Below are 16878 nucleotides of genomic sequence, written 5' to 3'. Positions count from 1 at the left end.
TTAGCTCAGAAGAAGAGAGTGGTTCACGCGAAGGCGCGAAGGCGCGGAGGAGTGCAGCCGCCGCGTCAGCGGCAGCGATATACCGCAGGCAAGCGGAGTGGTTGGCGATAGTCTCCCGACGAAGCAGCGAGCCAAGCACCTCCGCGCCTCCGCGCCTCCGCGTGATCCCGACCTTCTACCTTCGCGGACTTCGCGCCTTCGCGTGAAACAAAGATCTTCGAAAACGACCCGAGCACATCCGACAGGCACGCCCAACCCTCACCCGACCGCGGAAGGCTCCAGCAGCGGCCCCAGCAGCGACATCACCTTGGCGCCCTTCAGCGGCTTCTCCACCCGCGGCGCGCCGGTGAAGCGCTCGGGCAGCGCCCATTGATCGTAGCCGGTGGCGAAGGCGAACGGCACGCCCCGCGCGCGCAGCGTGTCGGCGACCGGAAACACCATCTCGCCGCGCAGGTTGATGTCGAGCACCGCCGCGTCGATCAGCGCCTCGCCGGCGATCAACGCCTGCGCCTCGCCGACGCTCGGCACCGGCCCCAGCACCACGGCTCCCGCCTCGGTCAGCGCGTCGCGCAGATCGTCGGCCAACAGATATTCGTCTTCCACCACCAGGATCCGCATCCCTTCGAGCGCCGGTTCAGCCATCGGTTTTTCTCCACTCGCTCTCTTCGGGAACCGTCACTTCGATCGTGCAATGCACGCCGTCCGGTTCGAATGCATAGCTGGTCCGCGCGCCCAGTTGATAGGGCAGCGCCCGCTCGATCAGTTCGCGGCCATAGCCGCCGCCGCGCGGCTTCGATCCCGGCGCCGGCATGTCGGCCACGCCGGATTCGCGCCAATCGACCCATAGCTTCCGCGCATCGGCCTCTTCGCGCACATTCCATTCGACGTTCAGATGCCCGTCGGGCGCCGACAGCGCGCCATATTTGACCGCGTTGGTCGCCAGTTCGTGCAGCGCCAGCGCCAGCGTCTGGACGATCGTGGAACGCAGCGGCACGCCCGCCGGCCCGCGGATCGTCACATGCTCGGCCTTGCCGTCGCCGTCCAGGTCGACATGCGCCGACAATTCCTGCCGCAGCAGCGTGTCGAACGTCACCTTCAGCCCGCCGTCGCGCTGCGACAACAGGCTCTGCACCCGCGCCAGCGCTTGGAGCCGGTCGTCGATGCACGCGCGGAAGTCCGCCAGCGTCGCACTGCCCTTCAGCGTGCGCAGCGTAACTGCCTGCACCACTGCCATCAGGTTGCGGGTGCGATGCTGCAATTCGGTCACCAGCACGTCCTGCTGATGCTGGAGCTGCAGGATGTCGTCGACGTCGGTGGAAGTGCCGATCCATTCGGTCGGCTGCCCTTCAACCTTCTGCACCGGCAGCGCGCGGGTCCGGAAGTGGCGGTAGCGCGCATCCAGCGCGTGATGGATCCGCCCTTCCAGCTCCAGCGAGCCCCTGCTGGCAGCACAGCCCCAGGCGGCGAGCGCCTTGCCGCGGTCGTCGGGGTGGAACATCGCCAGCCAGCCCATGCCATGGCTGTCGGCTTCGCTCTGCCCGGTATAGGCGGTCCATTGGAGGCTGGACCATGTCCAATGCCCGCCATCCACCGCGCGCCACACCAATTGCGGCATCCCTTCCACCAGCGTGCGGAAGCGCAATTCGCTCTGCTGCAGCGCTTCCAGCGCGGTGCGCTGGTCGTCGATGTCGGTGCCCGCGACGAACCAGTTCACGATGCGGCCACCGTCGCGCATCGCCTCGGCGCGGATCAGGAACCAGCGATAGCGCGCGTCGGCACCCTTGATCCGGAATTCGCGCTGGAAACTGCCGCCGCCGGCGACCGCGCGCTCCCACTCCGCCTTGGCGCCCACCCGGTCGTCGGGGTGCACCGCCTGCAACCAGCCCAGGTCGAGCGGCTCGTCGCCGCGCTGGCCGGTATGATGCGCCCAGCGCTCGTTGAACCACGTTGCCCGCCCGCGCGCGTCGGTGCGCCACAACAGGTCGGGGACCAGGTCGGCGATCGTGCGGAACGATGCTTCGGTGGTGCGCAGCACCGCGTTCACTTCGGTAATCCGCCGAGTCCGCTCCTCCACCCGCGCATCCAGCCCGCGGTTGATCCGATGCAGTCCGCTGTTCGCGACCTCCAGTTCCTCGGTCAGCACCTGCAGTTCTTCCAGCGCGACGCGCAGCTCTTCCTCGGTCTCGCTCTGCCGCTCGCCGGCCATCATCGCGCCCGCCGCCTGGCGCTCGGCGCTCGCCTGCACCGCGCGCCCGGTGCGGAGCTCGCTCGACAGCACGGTCATGGTGCGCATCAGCCGCTCGATTTCCTCGGCTTGCCGGGAATTTTCGTCCAATGCGGACTCGAGCGACGTGCGCAGCTGCTCGTTCTCGTCAAGCAGCCATTGCGGTCCCTGATCGCGACTGGAGGCGCCTGCGTGGCTCATGCTGTCCCCTGTTTCTTCAAAGGTAACGCATGTTCGCAAGAAAAGGGGGCCGATTTATTTGCCGGATCGTGCACCTTAGTACAGATGGCTCGTTACACCTGTGAATAGAGGTGCCGAATGCAGCATAAGAACGTCATCGTGATCGGATCGTCCGCCGGCGGCGTGGACGCGCTTCAGCGCCTCTGCGCGGCGCTTCCCGCCAATCTTCCCGCGGCGGTGTTCATCGCGCAGCATGTCGCACCGGCGGCGCGCAGCATGCTCGCCCATCTGCTCGACAGGGTGTGCCCGCTCCATGTCACCTCGCCGGTCGACGGGCAGGAGATCGAGCACGGCCACGTCTATGTCGGCGTGCCCGACCGGCACATCCTGCTGCGTCCCGGGCACATCCTGATGCGCCGCGGCCCGTATGAGAACCGCACCCGCCCGGCGGTCAACGCGCTGTTCCGCTCGGCGGCGGTGCATTATGGCGCGCGGGTGATCGGCGTGGTCCTCACCGGCCTGCTCGACGACGGGACCGAGGGGCTGATCGCGATCAAGGCCGCCGGCGGCACGTCGATCGTCCAGCATCCCGACGACGCCGAATGGCCGTCGATGCCGCGCAACGCGTTGCAGCGCGACCATGTCGACCACGCGCTGCCGCTCGCCGAGCTGGGCGCGCTGCTCGGCCGGCTCGTGCGCGAGGAGGCGGGGCCCTCCACGCCCCTGCCCGAGGAATTCCACATCGAGGACCGCATCGCAGCGCAGGAGTTCGCCGTGGCCGAGACAGAGATCATCACCCCCGGCAGCCCCAGCCGCATCTCCTGTCCGGACTGCGGCGGCGTGCTCAATCAGATCGTGGTGCAGGACGAACTGCGCTTCCGCTGCCAGGTCGGCCACGCCTTCACGCCCCTGGGGCTGTCGGTGGCGCAGAACGAGGAACTCGAACGCGCACTCGGCGTCGCGGTGCGCACCCATCGCGACCGCATCCGCCTGTTCGGTCAGATGGGCGACAGCGCCAAGACGCGCGGTCTCGCGCATGCCGAGAAACGCTGGGAAACCGCTTCGCAGGAAGCCGAACAGTTCGTCAAAGTGCTCGAGGAAGCGATGACCAATCTGCGCAAGAGCGGGGCCGAAGCCGAAAGCGACGCCTGAGCCTCAGGCGCCGCGCCTCGCTCGCTTCTTCCGGCGCATGGTCCTGCGCCGCATTCTCCTGCGCGCGTTCGACCAGCTTGTGGGTGTCGGCGACGCGCGCCTTCAGGGCCGGCATCTGCTCGGCCACCCATTGCAGTAATTCCCTGGCATCGCTGGACATGACACTATTCGACTTTCACCATGAAATTCTGCTGATACCCCCATCAGGGTTAACCGCGCATTAGGGCGCCGTTCGCGCCGCGTTCACTTCCCCCCGTCCGCGTCTTCGCCCGGCTGCTCGTGGACCAGCGCCGCCAGCAGCGGCTGCAAGCCCTCGCCAAAGCTCTGGATGCGCACCGTCGCGGGAAAGGCCCGCCCGTCGCTCGCGCGCATCGTGCAGCGAAGCTCGACTTCGCCCGAGCCGCCTCCCGCCAGTGGCGCGACCAGCTTGTGGACATCGCCCGCGGGCACGTCGGCGATCACGTCGGGCAGCGCGATCTGCGCCAGTTGCTCGCCGGTATAGCCCAGCTTGTTGCGCCCGCCCTCATTGGTCAGGACGAAGCGCAGCGTCACGCGGTCGACCAGATAGGTTTCGACTCCCGCGCCGCTCAGCTGCCGCCCCAAATGGCGCGCGAATTCCTCCGAAACCCGTTCCTCGGTGACGTCCTGGAACACCAGCACCAGCCCCTGCCCATTGCCCTCCTCGGCCGGCAGTCCGCCAACCCGGACCCGGCACACGATCCGCCGCCCGCGCCGGTCGACGCCTTCCAGCAGCACCTCGGATACTTCCTCCTCGCCCGATTCCACCCGCGCCAGCGCCTCGCGCAACCCTCGCACCGGCAGCCCGATGTCGAGCGCCTCGAACGTCGTGCCGATCACTTCCTCGGCGGGCAGCCCCCAGGTATTCTCGCTCCACCGGTTCCAGCTGTTGATGCGGTGCTGGCGGTCCATCACCACGACGCCGCCGTTCATCGCGCGCAGCACCGAGTCCATGTACAGGCGATAGCTGCTCGCCTGGTCGGCACGGATGCGCAGCTCCTCGTTTACCGACTCCATCTCCTCATAAGAGGTGCGCGCTTCCTCGTTCAGCGTCTCCAGCTCCTCGTTGGTGGACTGGAGTTCCTCGTTGGTGGTTTCCAGCTCCTCGTTGGTCGACTGGAGCTCCTCATTGGTGGTCTCCAGTTCCTCGTTGGACGATTGCAGCTCCTCGATCGTGTGCTCCAGCGTCTCCTGCGCCGCCTCCAGCTCGCGCTGCAGCGTCGCGATCCGCGTCTGGTCCTGAAAGGTCAGCAGCACCGCGTACACGCTGGCGTCGGAGCGCTGGAGCGGCCGCAATTCGACGTTCAGCCGCATCAGCTCGGTCTGGCTGCGGCGATATTCCTGGTCCTCCAGCCGGACCGCGCGGCCCTGGCGGAACACCTCGTCGATCGGCCCGCGCAGCTCGATCGGGCGATAGGAAACCGGCAGGTCCTGGAACGGCCGCCCCAGATCGGCTTCGCCCACGCCCAGCAGGTGGCGCGCATGGGTGTTGGCGATCGCCACCGCGCCATTGGCGTCGATCACCAGCAACGCGGTGCCGACTTCGTTGATCACCGATTCCAGCATCTTGAGATCCGCCGAGGGTTCGCTGCGCGGCCGGCTTGTGCTGAAGCTCGCGGTCGGCGGCCGCCGCCATTCCTGCGGCACCTTGGCGAAGATGCGGTGCTTGGTCTCGACCGGGCGGAACAGCGGCGACCGCGCCAGCTGGGTCTCGGCCTTGCCCAGGAACAGATACCCCTTGGTGTCGATCGCGTAATGCAGCCGCGGCAGCACCACGTTCTGCGTCTCGGCCTCCAGATAGATCAGCAGGTTGCGGCAGGTGAGCAGGTTGATCCGCGAGATCGGCGCGTCATGGACAATGTTGTGCTTGCCGAAGATCACCGACTTCCGCAGCTCGCGCTCGAACACATAATGGTTCTTCGTCCGCTCGAAATATTTCTCGAGCAGCGCCGGCGGCACATTCTCCACTTCGCGCGGGCTATAGGTCGCCGCGCGCGCGATCTTCAGCGCCTCCTCGTCCAGGTCGGTGGCATAGATCTTCACGCGGTTGCAGAACTCGCTGACGCCCATCGCCTCGGCCATCAGCATCGCGATCGAGAACGGCTCTTCTCCCGATGCGCAGCCCACGCTCCAGATGCGGATGCCGCGCTCGTCGGCCTCGGCGATGATCGCCGGGATCACCTGCTCGCGCAGCACTTCCCATGCTTCGGCGTCGCGAAAGAACGACGTCACGTTGATCAGCACCGTGTTGAGCAGCGCCTCGAATTCGCTCGGCTGCGCCTCCAGCTGCGCGCGATAGGCGTCGAAATCCTCGACCTCGACTGCTTCCATCCGCAGGCTGATCCGCCGCTTCAGGCTGGTGCGCTTATAGCCGCGGAAGTCGACGCCGCGGCTTTCCTGGATATAGGACAGCAGCGCTTCGAAAGCGGGGTCGGGAGCGGTCTTCTCGGCCATGGCGGGACATCTCGTGGGGCGGTATTCTGCAGTGCTACGGCGTGCTCGCCGCCGCGTCCACCGCTCGAATGGAACCGCCGCCAATTCGCTTCGGCGCCGCCCGGATCGGCGGTGGGCAAGCGATTGTTGCGGCTCCGCGAATCTTTCTCGGGTCTTTCCCACCACCAACGCGTTGTTTCTTCGGCGCTTCTCCAAGGACGGGCTGCATGAATCTGTATCGCAGTGATTCGATGAGCCCGGAACGGACCGCAGGCGATCTGGCCACGCGGCCCGACGGCGATCTGCGGGCCGCGCTCGCCGCCGCGCAGGAGCGCGAGATGCTGTTGCGCGGCGAACTCCAGCACCGGGTGCGCAACATGCTCGCGGTGGTGCGCTCGATCTTCGCGCGCACCGTAGCTGCGGGCGGCAACCTCGACGATGTCGCCAATCATTTCCAGGGCCGGCTCGACGTGCTCGCCCGCTACCAGGCCGCCGCCGTGACCGGCACGCACCGGACGGTCGATTTCGAAACCATGATCCACGACGAGCTCCAGAGCGTGCAGGCCGCCGGCGATCCCCGCGTCACCTTCGCCGGGCCAGAGGTGGGGGTGCCGCCGGATACCGCCCTGCTTATCGGCCTCGCCCTGCACGAACTCGTCACCAATTCGATCAAGTTCGGGACATTGTCGCTGCCGCCCGAGCGCGGCACGCTCGCCATCGGCTGGACGATCGAAGGCGATCACCTCGACATCGATTGGGACGAGCGCGGGATGCCGGTGCTGGGCGCGGCCCCGCAGCGGCACGGTTTCGGGCGCACGTTCATCGAACAGGCGCTGCCCTATCAACTCGGTGCCCAGACCCGATACCAGATCGGGCCAGGCACGATTTCATGCTCCATTCGCGTGCCGCTTGCGCGTGGAACGGCATCGGACGGAGAAGCACAATGAGCATCAACACGTTGAAAACCCCATGAGCGCCCTCCTCAAACCAGAGTCCGCCAGCTTCGCCGCGGTGACCCGGTTCTCCGCGCTCGCCCGCCTGACCGAGGGGGAGCGCGACGCGCTCGCCGATCGCGAGCGAAAGCGCCGCGCGCCCGCTCACCGCGAGATCCAGAGCGTCGGCAAGCCGGCCGGCGAACCGCTGATCCTGCTGTCCGGCTGGGCCTGCCGCACCCGCACCTTCTTCGATGGCCGCCGGCAGATCCTGAGCATGCTGTTGCCCGGCGACCTGATCGGCCACGCGTTCCGGGAAAACGCCGTGGCGGTCACCACCGTGGTCGCGCTGACCGAGGGTGTTGTCATGCCGGCCCCCGCTCCCGCCGAAGGCAGCGGCCTTGCCCAGGCCTATGCCGCCGCCGCCGCGCTGGAGGAAGTCTATCTCTACCGCCAGATCGCCCGGCTCGGCCGCCTGAGCGCCTATGAACGCCTCGCCGACTGGCTGCTGGAAACCCGCGACCGCCTCGCAATGGCCGGGCTGGCGTCGGGCGACAGCTTCCCGATGCCGCTGACCCAGGAGGCCCTGGCCGACCTGCTCGGCCTCACCAGCGTCCACATCAACCGAACGCTCCAGTCGATGCGCCGCGACGGCGCGCTCGATCTGCGCGGCGGCACCGCCTGCCTGTCGGAGCCCCGCCAGCTCGCCGACCTCGTCGACTACCGCCCGGCCACGATCAACCGCTAGCGACGCGCGCCGCCCCTTGAGCCGGGCGGCGCAGCGCTTCGGCCACTTGCCGCACCAGCGCCCGGCGCATCCCGGGCGGCGCCGATTCCAGCGCATCCTCCAGCTCGGCTGCGCGGTCGCCCAGCGCCCGCTCGCGGAACATCGCCGCCGATCCGGCCAGCTTGTGCAGCTCGGCGCGCAGTTCGGCGATCTCGTCGTCGGCGAACGCCCCGCCCGCGCCGATCCGCTCCGCCAGCGCCAGCAGCTCGGCCTTGCGGCTGTCGTAGCGCGCCTGCAGGCTCGCATCGATCAGCGGCTTGGGCTTGGCCAGCACCGCCGCCGCCGGAACGGCGGGTGTCCACTGCCCGATCGCCGCGGCCAGTTGAGTCAGCTGCACCGGCTTGGCCAGGTGCGCCTGCATTCCCACGGCCAGGCACGCCGCGACATCGTCGGCATAGGCGTTCGCGGTCAGCGCCAGGATCGGCAGCGCCTCGCCCTCGGCGCGCAGCACCCGTGTCGCCTCCAGCCCGTCCATCACCGGCATCTGCATGTCCATCAGCACCAGGTCGAACGGCGCACCCGCGTCGCGGGCCTCGCGCACCGCCGCCACCGCCCGCGCGCCGTCCTCGACCACGCGCACGCGGTGGCCCAATTGGGCCAGCATCGCCTGCATCAGCATCTGGTTGACGTCATGATCCTCTGCCAGCAGCACCTGCAGCGGCCGTGCCGCGACGCCCGGGGTCGGAGTCGGGGTCGGCGCCGCTTGCGCGTCGGGGGCTGCCACTTCGCGCAGCGGCAGCCGCAGCAGGAAGGTCGTACCCGTGCCGGTGGTGCTTTCCACGCTCAGGCCGCCGCCCATCAGCGCCGCCAGCTGGTTGCTGATCGCCAGCCCCAGCCCGGTGCCGCCGAAGCGCTGCGCGGTGGAATTCTCCGCCTGGACGAACTGTTCGAAGATCGCCGACAGCCGCTCGGGCGCGATGCCGACGCCGGTGTCCGACACCGCGATCTCCAGCGTGCCCGGGTCGATCCCCGCCTCGCCCTCGGCGTGGCGCGCGCGGAACGTCACCTCGCCGCGCTCGGTGAACTTCACGGCATTGGCCAGCAGGTTCAGCACGATCTGGCGCAGCCGCAATCCGTCGATATGGACATGGCCCGGTAGCTCCGGCGCCACGTCGAAGCACAGGCGCAATCCCTTCTGCTCGGCAGCGGGCAGCATCAGCTTGAAGCAATTGCGCAGCGCATGGCGCAGATCGACGCGCTCGGGAGCGATCTGCATCTGCCCGGCTTCGATCTTGGACAGGTCGAGGATGTCGTTGAGCAGCCGCATCATCGCCTTGCCCGAATCGACGATCAGCTGGACGTGGCGCTGCTGCTCGGGGCCAAGGTCGCCGTGCAGCAGCAGGTCGGCAAAGCCCAGCACGCCGTTCATCGGCGTGCGGATCTCGTGGCTCATATTGGCCAGGAAGCTCGATTTGGCACTGACCGCCGCCTCGGCGCGTACTCGTGCGGCCTCCAGTTCCAGCTCCAGCCGCTTGCGCTCGGTCACGTCGCGCAGCGAGGCCAGGATCTCCACCGGCTCGCCCGTCTCGGGATTGCGCACCAGCCCGCTATGCGCCTCGATCCACACCGCATCGCCCGACCGGTCGAGTTTCTGGGCGCGATAAGTGACGACGCCGCGCTCGATCGCGCCGGTCGCCAGCAGGTGGTGGAATTCGACCAGTTCGTAGCGGTGCTCGGCATCGGCATCCATGCCGATCGGCAGCCCCACCAGCATGTCGGGCGTCGCTCCCAGCACATGCTCGCTCGAGGGCGAGGCATAGGTGCACACACCGCTCAGGTCGATGCGCAGCACCGCGTCGGTCGCGTTCTCGGCCAGCATCGCCAGCTGCGCTTCCACCACTTCGCGCCGGGCGATGTCCGCCTCCAGCTGTTCCTTGGCGATGCGCAGCGCTTCCACCCGCTCCTGGCGTTCGCGCGCGATCAGCCAGGCGAGCAGCAGCACCAGCAGCGCGCTCAGCCCGAACGCGATCTGCACCGGCTGCTGGTATCCCACCGACCGCTTCTGCCGCTGCGTCAGCAACTGCCGCTCGCTCGCCTCGGCGGCGTCCATCAGCGCCACCCATTGCTCCAGCCGCTTGCGGCTGCCTTCGCCGGCGATCAGCGCGGTCGCGTCGCCGTGGCGGCCGGCGGCCTGCAGCGCGATCGTCTGGCGGATCTCGTCCAGCCGCTCGCGCAGCAGCACTTCGATCCTGGCCAGCCGGGCACCCTGCGCCGGATTGTCGGCCACCATCGCCTCCAGTCCCTGCAGTTCGCGCAGCATCCGCCGCCCGATCGTTTCGGCTCCGTTCCGGCTTCGCGGATCGCCGGTCAACAGATAACCGCGCCGCGCCACTTCGCCGCGCAGCATCAGGATGCGCACCCGCGACAGCTCGTGCGACACCTCGGACGTGTGCCGCACCCAATTCTCCGCCTGGTATTTCTGCACTGCCAGCCACATGCCGGATCCTGCGCAGAGCAGCAGCATCAGCAGGCCGTTGACCAGCAGGATCAGGGTCCGCCGCTTGGAAACTTCCTTCAACACGCCCCTCACATGCGCCGCATTCCTTCCCGTTATAGCAGGTTCACTGGGCGGGCAGCCTTTTCGGCGCGCGGGCATGCGAAAATCGTGCGGCGGCCACGTCTGCGCACTTGCGCACGCGTTCAGAATGGAAAATGGCGCTTGCCGATAAACAGAAAATGGGTCGAACTGCATGGCACGCATCATCATCGCCGACGACGACGAGATATTGGGCTCGATCGCCCGCGACGCGCTGATCGCCGCCGGCCACGGCGCCGGCCTGGTCACCGACGGCGCGGAGGCGCTTCGGGTGATCAAGGCGCGCCGCCCCGATCTCGTCATCCTCGATTGCAACATGCCGGGGCTGTCGGGCGTGCTGCTGGTCCAGGAACTGCGCAAGCTCAATGACTTCGCCTTGCTCCCCGTGATGATGCTGACCGGCCGCCGCAGCAGCCGCGACGAGGAACTGGCCCGTTTCGCCGGCGCCAACGAGTATATGAAGAAGCCCTTTGATCCCGACGAACTCGTCTTCCGCGTCAACGAGATGCTCGCAAAGGGCTGAGCAACGCCACTGGCACCGCGCCGGCCTCTGTTATACGCTCGGCCAGGACGATCAGGAGTCAGGCGATGCTCAACACGGCGCTTCCCCTTTCGATCTTCGGTGCCGCACTGTTCCTGGCGCCGAGCGCCCTGGCCCAGGACCAGCCGCTCCCTTCCGGCACCCCCCAGGTTATCATCGAGGGCAGGAAGAACCTCGACAAGGACATCCGCGACTTTGTCGGCGCATTGACCGCAAGGCCTGGGGTCCGGGTACTCAGCCGGTTCGAAGACGGCGTCTGCCCGGCGTCCATCGGCCTGAGGCAGGTTCCACGCGATCAGATCGTAAGGCGGCTGCGCCGCGTGGCGGAGGCCGCAGACATACCGCTGGCAAGTGCCAGGTGCCGCGCCAACGTCGTGGTGGTGCTGACGCCCGACAAGAACGCCTTCCTCCAGGCGCTTCGCAAGAAATACCCCAATTACTTCGCCGGCGTCCCCAAGTCCGAAGTCCGCCGCCTTCTGGATACGCCCGGCCCGGCGGTTGCCTGGCAGTTGCCGGGCGTTCCGCTGAGCGATGCGGGCGTCGCCTCCGATCCAGTAAACGGCGCCGTGGTCACCAACCCGTTCCAGGCCACGCGCCTCGCTCCATCGGTACGACTGCCCTTTTCCGCCGCGGTGGTCGTGATCGAGAGCGGCGCGGTGAACGGGCTGACGACGGTGCAACTTGCCGACTATGCCGCGATGCGCGCCTATGCGGATGCCGATCCCGCGCGTCTCGAAGGAACGGCAGCACCGACGATCCTCACCATGTTCGATCCCGCGCGGCCCGGCCGTATCCCCGCCACGTTGACCCGCTGGGATATCGGGTTCCTGCGTGGCCTCTACCGCGGCGACCGGGCGGTCTATGCCGGCTATCAGCGCAACACGATCCGCAAGGAAGTCGAACACCTGCTAACCGCAGCCGGCGAGAAATAGCCGCGAACGCCGCGGCGCGGGGATCGCCGCCCGCGGTCCGGCGTTGCTCCGCCTTTCGCGGCAGGAAGAACAGCAAGTGTCGGGCGCACTCACAGCAGGGTTATGGGGATTGGTGGGCGGCTCTGCGCTCGTCGTCGGGGCCGGTATCGCCTGGTTGGTGGCGCTGCCGCAGCGGCTGATTGCCGCGGTCATGGCGATCGGCGCGGGCGTGCTGATATCGGCCGTCGCGTTCGATCTGATGGATGAAGCCTATGCCCGTGGCGGCTTCGACTCCACGGCGCTTGGCTTCCTCGCCGGCGCGGCGGTCTACACGTTCGCCAATGTCCTGCTCTCCCGCCAGGGTGCGCGCCACCGCAAGCGCTCGGGCACCAACCCCGGCGCCACCCAGCAGAACGCCGATCAGGGCTCCGGCCTCGCCCTGGCGGTCGGCGCGCTGCTCGACGGCATACCCGAATCGGTGGTGATCGGCACCAGCCTGCTCGGCGGCAAGGGCGTCAGCCTGGTCACCGTCGCCGCGGTCTTCCTGTCGAACGTTCCCGAAGGCCTGTCGAGCGCCGCCGGCATGAAGCGCGCCGGGCGGTCGGCGGGCTATGTGTTCGGGGTTTGGGGCGGCATCGCGCTCGCCTCGGGTCTCGCGTCGCTGTTCGGCTATTCGATGCTCGCCGGCGTCTCGCCGGACGTGCTCGCGGCGGTCACCGCGGTTGCCGCCGGCGCGATCCTCGCGATGCTCGTCGACACGATGATCCCCGAAGCGACCGAAGCGAGCCACGACTATTCCGGGCTGATCGCGGTCTTGGGCTTCCTCGCCGCCTTCGTCCTCACCAAGCTGGGCGGCTGAGGCCACCCACCGGCACCCAAGGCCTCAGACCAGCGCCGCCAGCGCGGCGCTCCACGCCGCCGCTTCGTCGTCGCGCCGCGCCTGTATCACCGGCACCACCGCCCGCGCCGCCGCGACATCCACCTCGACACGCGCGTCATACAGGAAGCTGGCGTTGCCGGAGATGGTGACGACGCGATCCGCATGCGCCTGCCCCCGGACCATGCCGCCCTTGTTGAACACGCGCACCTGCGTGTCGAACGGCACCCGGCAGGTGAGCCCCGCCGCCAGCACCGACGCCGCCATCGCGCTGCCGCAACTGTCGGTCAGCCCCACCCCGCGCTCGAAGGTCCGCACGAACAGGTCGGCCGGCCCGCGCACCTCCACGAACGACACGTTCGCCCGCGCCGGGATCAGCGCCGGTCCCGCCTCGCACCAGCTGCCCAGCGCCACCAGCTCGGCCTCGTCGACGTGATCGACAAAGGTCACCAGATGCGGATTGGGCATCGCCACCGCGGTGAAGGCGCGCGCGCTAGGCAACCCGGGCACCGCCGCCTCGATCACCTGCGCCGCGCCGATCTTCAGCCCGACATCGCCCGCCGCGACCGAATTCGGCCCCACCACCGTTCGCACCGTGACCACCCCCGGCGCCAGCTCGGCGTCACGCGCGACCTCGGCGCGGCTGGTCTTGAGTCGCACGGTCGCGCGGTCGACGCCCAGCGCCTCGAACCCGGCCCGCGCCACGCAGCGCAGCCCGTTGAGGCAGGTCTCGGCCTCCGAGCCGTCCGCGTTGAACATCCGCATCCCGAACGCGCACTCGCCGTCGCCCGCGGTCAGCAGCAGCAACCCGTCGCCTCCGACCGGGCCCGCCCGGTCCGCCAGCGCCCGGGCGGTCCCGGCCCATTCGGCATCGCTCAGCGCCAGCGCTCGCGCGTCGATCAGCGGAAAATCGTTGCCGGAGCCATGACATTTGAGGAACGAGAGCTGCATGCCCGCGATGTAGGCGACCGGGCTCCGCTTGGCTACTCGCTAGGGGTCGAGCGCGCTCCCCCCACCGGCCCGCCCAGCGCCGCTACCAGCGCCTCGTCCTGCGCGAGGATCGTCGCGAAGCTCGGTCGCGCCAGGATCGCCTTCAGCCACGCGGCGGTCCGGGGATATGGGTCCTCGCCAGCCCGTACCCCGACGCAGCCAAGCGTCGCGAGCGGGCTGGCCACCGCGATGTCCGCCAGCGTCAGCCGGTCGGCGACGAGATAGCCGCTGTTCGGGATCGTCCGCTCCAGATACGCGAATAGCGGCGGCAGCAGCTCGCGTTCGGCACGATCGGCGATGTCATGGTCGCACCCCTGCTTCAGGACCCGCGGCCGCACGAAACGCTGACCGAAGATGGCGCTGCCCGCGGCCATCATCAGCGTGTCGGCGAACTCGTCGAACCAGATCGTCCGAGCACGATCCTCGGGCGAAGCCGGGATCAACGGCGGCTCGGGATATTTCGCCTCGAGATAGGTCACGATCGCGGTGGAGTCGGCGATACGGAAGTCGCCATCCTGGAAGCCGGGTATCTTGCCGAACGGGCTGGCGGCCGCGAAGTCCTCGCCGCCGCGCCCCAGCCCCGCGGACTTCAGCTGCAGCGTCAGGCCTTTTTCGGCCCCGAACACCATTACCTTGCGCACATAGGGCGACAGCGTCGAACCAAATACGATCATCACGCATTCCTCTCGCAAGCATGACCGACGCGACGCCCTTACCGAGCCGGCCTCGAAACCATCCCCCGCGACAGGGGCATCCGGCTGTGCCAAGACGGTTTCGGTGAACGCTCTCACGCTCCTGATCGCCCTGGGCGCCGTCGCGGCCGTTATCTCGGTCCTGCGAAGGCTTCGGATTGTGGAACAGGCGCTGACCCGCGTCGAGTCCCGTCTCGCCGACCTCGAACAGCAGGACCGCGCGCCGGTGGCCGCAGTGGAACGCCGCGCCACGCCCCTCAGCGCGGCGCCCCCCGCCGCCGTCAGGCCGGTGCTGGCGCCTGCGCCTGAGCCCGTATCCGCGCCGGCTCCCGAACACGCGTATCCGTCCGAACCCCGTCTTACTCTGGAATCGCTGATCGGGGGCCGGCTGCCGATCTGGATCGGCGGCGCCGCGCTGGTGCTCTCCGGCTTCTTCCTCGTTCGCTATTCGATTGAGAGCGGCCTGCTCGGCCCTGGCACCCGCACGGTGCTCGCCGCGCTGTTCGGCCTCGTGCTGATCGCCGGGAGCGAAGCCGCGCGCAACCTGTCTGCGACCCGCGACGATCCCCGCGTAGCCCAGGCGCTGGCCGGTGCCGGCATCGCCAGCCTCTACGGCACGCTCTACATGGCGGCCGCACTATACCATCTGCTGAGCCCGCTTTCCGCCTTCGCCCTCGTCGTCCTGGTCACCGGCGCCGCCATGGCCCTGGCGCTGCGCCATGGCCCGCCGACCGCGGCGATGGCGCTGGTCGGCGGCTTCGTCGCGCCACTGCTCGCCGGCTTCGACGCCGCCGGGATCGGGCCGCTGCTCGTCTATCTCGCGCTGTTCATCGCCGCCCTGTTCGGCCTCGCCATCCGGCGCGGCTGGGGCTGGCTGGCGCTCGCCGCGGCGGTGGCGGGGTTCGGCTGGATCAACTTCCTCATCGCCGCACTGCAGGATCGCCCGGAGGCGCTGTCCGCGGTCGGCGCCTTCACCATGCTGCTCGCCGCCTGCGCCAGCATCGCGCTGCCCGCCACCGGCACCCGCAATCCGTGGCTGCGCCTGGCGCCGCTCGTCGCCGGGTTCGTCCAGCTGGTGGCGCTCGCACCCTCGCTCGAGTTCGGCGCGCTCGCCTGGAGCTTCTACCTGGTCCTCGCCGCCGCTGCGCTGTTCCTTTCCTGGCGCGAGTCACTCTATCTTCCCGGCGCGCTGGCCGCGCTCGGCTTCCTGCTCGTGCTCGAGGCGATCGCGCTGCTCCAGCCCGAACACAGCGCCACGCCGCTCGCCGCGGCCGTCGCCACCCTGCTCTTCGCGGTGCCCGGGCATCTGCTCGCCAACCGCAGCCCGCGCTGGGCCGAGCTCGCACTCGGCGGCACCGCGGGGCCCCTGCTGGTCGCCCACGCCCTTGCGCCGTCGCTGCTCTCGGCCCCGGTCTGGGGCGTTTTCGAACTGCTCGCCGCCGCAGCTTGCGCGCACCTCGTCTGGCGCCGCCGCACCGCCGCCGACGAGCCCGCACTCGTCCTCGCCAGCCTCGCCACTGCGCTCCTCGCCGTCCTCGGCACCGCCCAGTTCCTGCCCGACGCCTGGCTCTCGGTTCCGCTGGCGCTCGCCATTCTCGGCCTCGCCCAATGGGCCCGCATCACCGGAGCCCGCGCGCTGTTCCCGCTGCCCGCGCTCCCCTATGTCGCCGCGCTGCTCGCCGCCGCGCTGCCGCTGCTCGCCCTAACCGAGCTGGTCACGGCATCGGCGATGGGCGACCGCCTGCCCTATCTGCGCCTGCCGCTGCCCGGCCTGCTCTTGCGCGAGCTGGCTCTCCCTACCGCCGCGCTGGTTGCCAGCTTGCTCGACCCGCGCATGCTCGGCCGTGCCCGACGCCTGATCGGCAGCGTCGCCATCGCCGTCGCCGTGATGCTGCTCTACGCGGTCGCCAAGCAGCCCCTCGCCATCGCCACGATCGATCGCTTCACCGACGTCGGCTTCATCGAACGCGCCCTGCTCACCCAGGCTTGCCTAGCCGCGGGCTGGGTCCTTCTGCGCCGCGCGCTCTTCCCCAGCCTGGGCGGCGTGCTGCTCACCCTCGGTCTTGCCCGTTTCGTCTGGTTCGATCTGCTGCTGCTGTCGCCGGTCCTCGTGCCGCAACAGGTCGGCGGCATTCCGCTGCTCAATGCCGCCGTGCTGCACGCCGCGGCGGTCGCGGCCTGGGCATGGACGCTGGCGCCGACGCGCCCGATCCGCACCGGCGCCGCGCTGGCCACGCTCGTCGCGCTGCTGGCCGCGGTCCGGCAGGCCGCGCATGGCAGCCTCATGACCGGCTCGGTCTCCACCGCGGAAAATGGCGGTTATTCGGCGATACTGCTCGGCGCCGCGTTGTTCTGGCTGTGGCGCGGGATCTCGAGCGGCGCGCGCGACCTGCGGATCGCCGGCCTGGTCCTGCTGACCGTGGTCACGTTCAAGGTCTTCCTGATCGACGCGGCCGCGCTGGATGGCCTGTTGCGCATCCTGTCTTTCCTGGCACTCGGCATCGCGCTGATCGGCATCGGCTGGGCATACAGCCGGTTCCTCGGCGGGCACGGCAAGACGGCGGCGCCAAACCCAGGCGCCGCCGTCTCGTCACCGTTATGAGCG

Annotated in this window: 13 protein-coding genes; 7 read left to right on the top strand and 6 right to left on the bottom strand. The window is 69.0% G+C overall.

Annotation, left to right across the window (positions count from 1 at the left end; genetic code table 11):
• Positions 1 to 258: 258 nt before the first annotated feature.
• Positions 259 to 642 (bottom strand): response regulator, encoded by a 384-nt coding sequence (locus tag LZ586_RS12605; RefSeq protein ID WP_235076636.1) that lies wholly within the window; start codon positions 640 to 642, stop codon positions 259 to 261.
• Positions 635 to 2425: a PAS domain-containing protein gene (locus tag LZ586_RS12600; protein ID WP_235076635.1), complete on the bottom strand. Its 1791-nt coding sequence runs from the start codon at positions 2423 to 2425 to the stop codon at positions 635 to 637. Before LZ586_RS12600 ends, LZ586_RS12605 begins: the two co-directional genes overlap by 8 nt.
• A gap of 117 nt (positions 2426 to 2542) precedes the next feature.
• Between LZ586_RS12600 and LZ586_RS12595 the strand changes: the two genes are divergently transcribed.
• Entirely contained in the window at positions 2543 to 3556 is a 1014-nt protein-coding gene (locus tag LZ586_RS12595) for a chemotaxis protein CheB (RefSeq protein WP_235076634.1), read from the top strand.
• Positions 3557 to 3799: 243 nt separating this feature from the next.
• Here the strand turns inward: LZ586_RS12595 and LZ586_RS12590 are convergent, their stop codons facing one another.
• Complete coding sequence (locus LZ586_RS12590) at positions 3800 to 6028, bottom strand: CheR family methyltransferase (RefSeq protein ID WP_235076633.1); 2229 nt, start codon at positions 6026 to 6028, stop codon at positions 3800 to 3802.
• 206 nt (positions 6029 to 6234) lie between these two features.
• On the opposite strand from LZ586_RS12590, the gene LZ586_RS12585 reads away from it, so the two are divergent.
• Both LZ586_RS12585 and LZ586_RS12580 read left to right on the top strand, forming a co-directional pair.
• Positions 6235 to 6954, top strand: coding sequence for a sensor histidine kinase (locus tag LZ586_RS12585; protein ID WP_235076632.1), 720 nt, complete (start codon positions 6235 to 6237; stop codon positions 6952 to 6954).
• A gap of 22 nt (positions 6955 to 6976) precedes the next feature.
• Entirely contained in the window at positions 6977 to 7687 is a 711-nt protein-coding gene (locus LZ586_RS12580) for a Crp/Fnr family transcriptional regulator (RefSeq protein WP_235076631.1), read from the top strand.
• Here LZ586_RS12580 and LZ586_RS12575 read toward each other — a convergent pair.
• Positions 7677 to 10247 (bottom strand): ATP-binding protein, encoded by a 2571-nt coding sequence (locus LZ586_RS12575; RefSeq protein ID WP_235076630.1) that lies wholly within the window; start codon positions 10245 to 10247, stop codon positions 7677 to 7679. The two genes, LZ586_RS12580 and LZ586_RS12575, sit on opposite strands and share 11 nt — an antisense overlap.
• A gap of 169 nt (positions 10248 to 10416) precedes the next feature.
• Here LZ586_RS12575 and LZ586_RS12570 point away from each other — a divergent pair, with 169 nt between their 5' ends.
• The 3 genes from LZ586_RS12570 (at position 10417) to LZ586_RS12560 (ending at position 12573) form a co-directional block, all read left to right on the top strand.
• Positions 10417 to 10785 carry a response regulator transcription factor gene (locus LZ586_RS12570; protein ID WP_235076629.1) on the top strand — a complete coding sequence of 123 codons (369 nt, stop codon included), beginning with the start codon at positions 10417 to 10419 and terminating at the stop codon, positions 10783 to 10785.
• A 65-nt stretch (positions 10786 to 10850) separates the two neighbouring features.
• Complete coding sequence (locus LZ586_RS12565) at positions 10851 to 11735, top strand: hypothetical protein (protein WP_235076628.1); 885 nt, start codon at positions 10851 to 10853, stop codon at positions 11733 to 11735.
• Between the two features lie 112 nt (positions 11736 to 11847).
• On the top strand, positions 11848 to 12573 hold the full coding sequence (locus LZ586_RS12560; protein WP_235076627.1) for a ZIP family metal transporter: 726 nt from the start codon (positions 11848 to 11850) through the stop codon (positions 12571 to 12573).
• Between the two features lie 24 nt (positions 12574 to 12597).
• Here the strand turns inward: LZ586_RS12560 and dapF are convergent, their stop codons facing one another.
• Positions 12598 to 13542 carry a diaminopimelate epimerase gene (gene dapF, locus LZ586_RS12555; protein ID WP_235076626.1) on the bottom strand — a complete coding sequence of 315 codons (945 nt, stop codon included), beginning with the start codon at positions 13540 to 13542 and terminating at the stop codon, positions 12598 to 12600.
• Between the two features lie 32 nt (positions 13543 to 13574).
• Positions 13575 to 14255, bottom strand: a complete 681-nt coding sequence (locus tag LZ586_RS12550; protein ID WP_235076625.1) for a glutathione S-transferase family protein — start codon at positions 14253 to 14255, stop codon at positions 13575 to 13577.
• Positions 14256 to 14358: 103 nt separating this feature from the next.
• Here LZ586_RS12550 and LZ586_RS12545 point away from each other — a divergent pair, with 103 nt between their 5' ends.
• Positions 14359 to 16875, top strand: coding sequence for a DUF2339 domain-containing protein (locus LZ586_RS12545; protein ID WP_235076624.1), 2517 nt, complete (start codon positions 14359 to 14361; stop codon positions 16873 to 16875).
• Positions 16876 to 16878 lie beyond the last annotated feature (3 nt).

This window comes from Sphingomonas sp. S2-65, from assembly GCF_021513175.1.
Lineage (GTDB): Bacteria > Pseudomonadota > Alphaproteobacteria > Sphingomonadales > Sphingomonadaceae > Sphingomonas.
This window is presented reverse-complemented; position numbering and strand designations above follow the sequence as displayed.

Bases quoted from the DNA above. Each gene is read 5' to 3' on its own strand.
- LZ586_RS12570 (WP_235076629.1), top strand. From the start codon at position 10,417: ATGGCACGCATCATCATCGCCGACGACGACGAGATATTGGGCTCGATC.
- LZ586_RS12605 (WP_235076636.1), bottom strand. From the start codon at position 642: ATGGCTGAACCGGCGCTCGAAGGGATGCGGATCCTGGTGGTGGAAGAC.
- dapF (WP_235076626.1), bottom strand. From the start codon at position 13,542: ATGCAGCTCTCGTTCCTCAAATGTCATGGCTCCGGCAACGATTTTCCG.
- LZ586_RS12595 (WP_235076634.1), top strand. From the start codon at position 2,543: ATGCAGCATAAGAACGTCATCGTGATCGGATCGTCCGCCGGCGGCGTG.
- LZ586_RS12600 (WP_235076635.1), bottom strand. From the start codon at position 2,425: ATGAGCCACGCAGGCGCCTCCAGTCGCGATCAGGGACCGCAATGGCTG.
- LZ586_RS12550 (WP_235076625.1), bottom strand. From the start codon at position 14,255: ATGATCGTATTTGGTTCGACGCTGTCGCCCTATGTGCGCAAGGTAATG.
- LZ586_RS12585 (WP_235076632.1), top strand. From the start codon at position 6,235: ATGAATCTGTATCGCAGTGATTCGATGAGCCCGGAACGGACCGCAGGC.
- LZ586_RS12590 (WP_235076633.1), bottom strand. From the start codon at position 6,028: ATGGCCGAGAAGACCGCTCCCGACCCCGCTTTCGAAGCGCTGCTGTCC.
- LZ586_RS12580 (WP_235076631.1), top strand. From the start codon at position 6,977: ATGAGCGCCCTCCTCAAACCAGAGTCCGCCAGCTTCGCCGCGGTGACC.
- LZ586_RS12565 (WP_235076628.1), top strand. From the start codon at position 10,851: ATGCTCAACACGGCGCTTCCCCTTTCGATCTTCGGTGCCGCACTGTTC.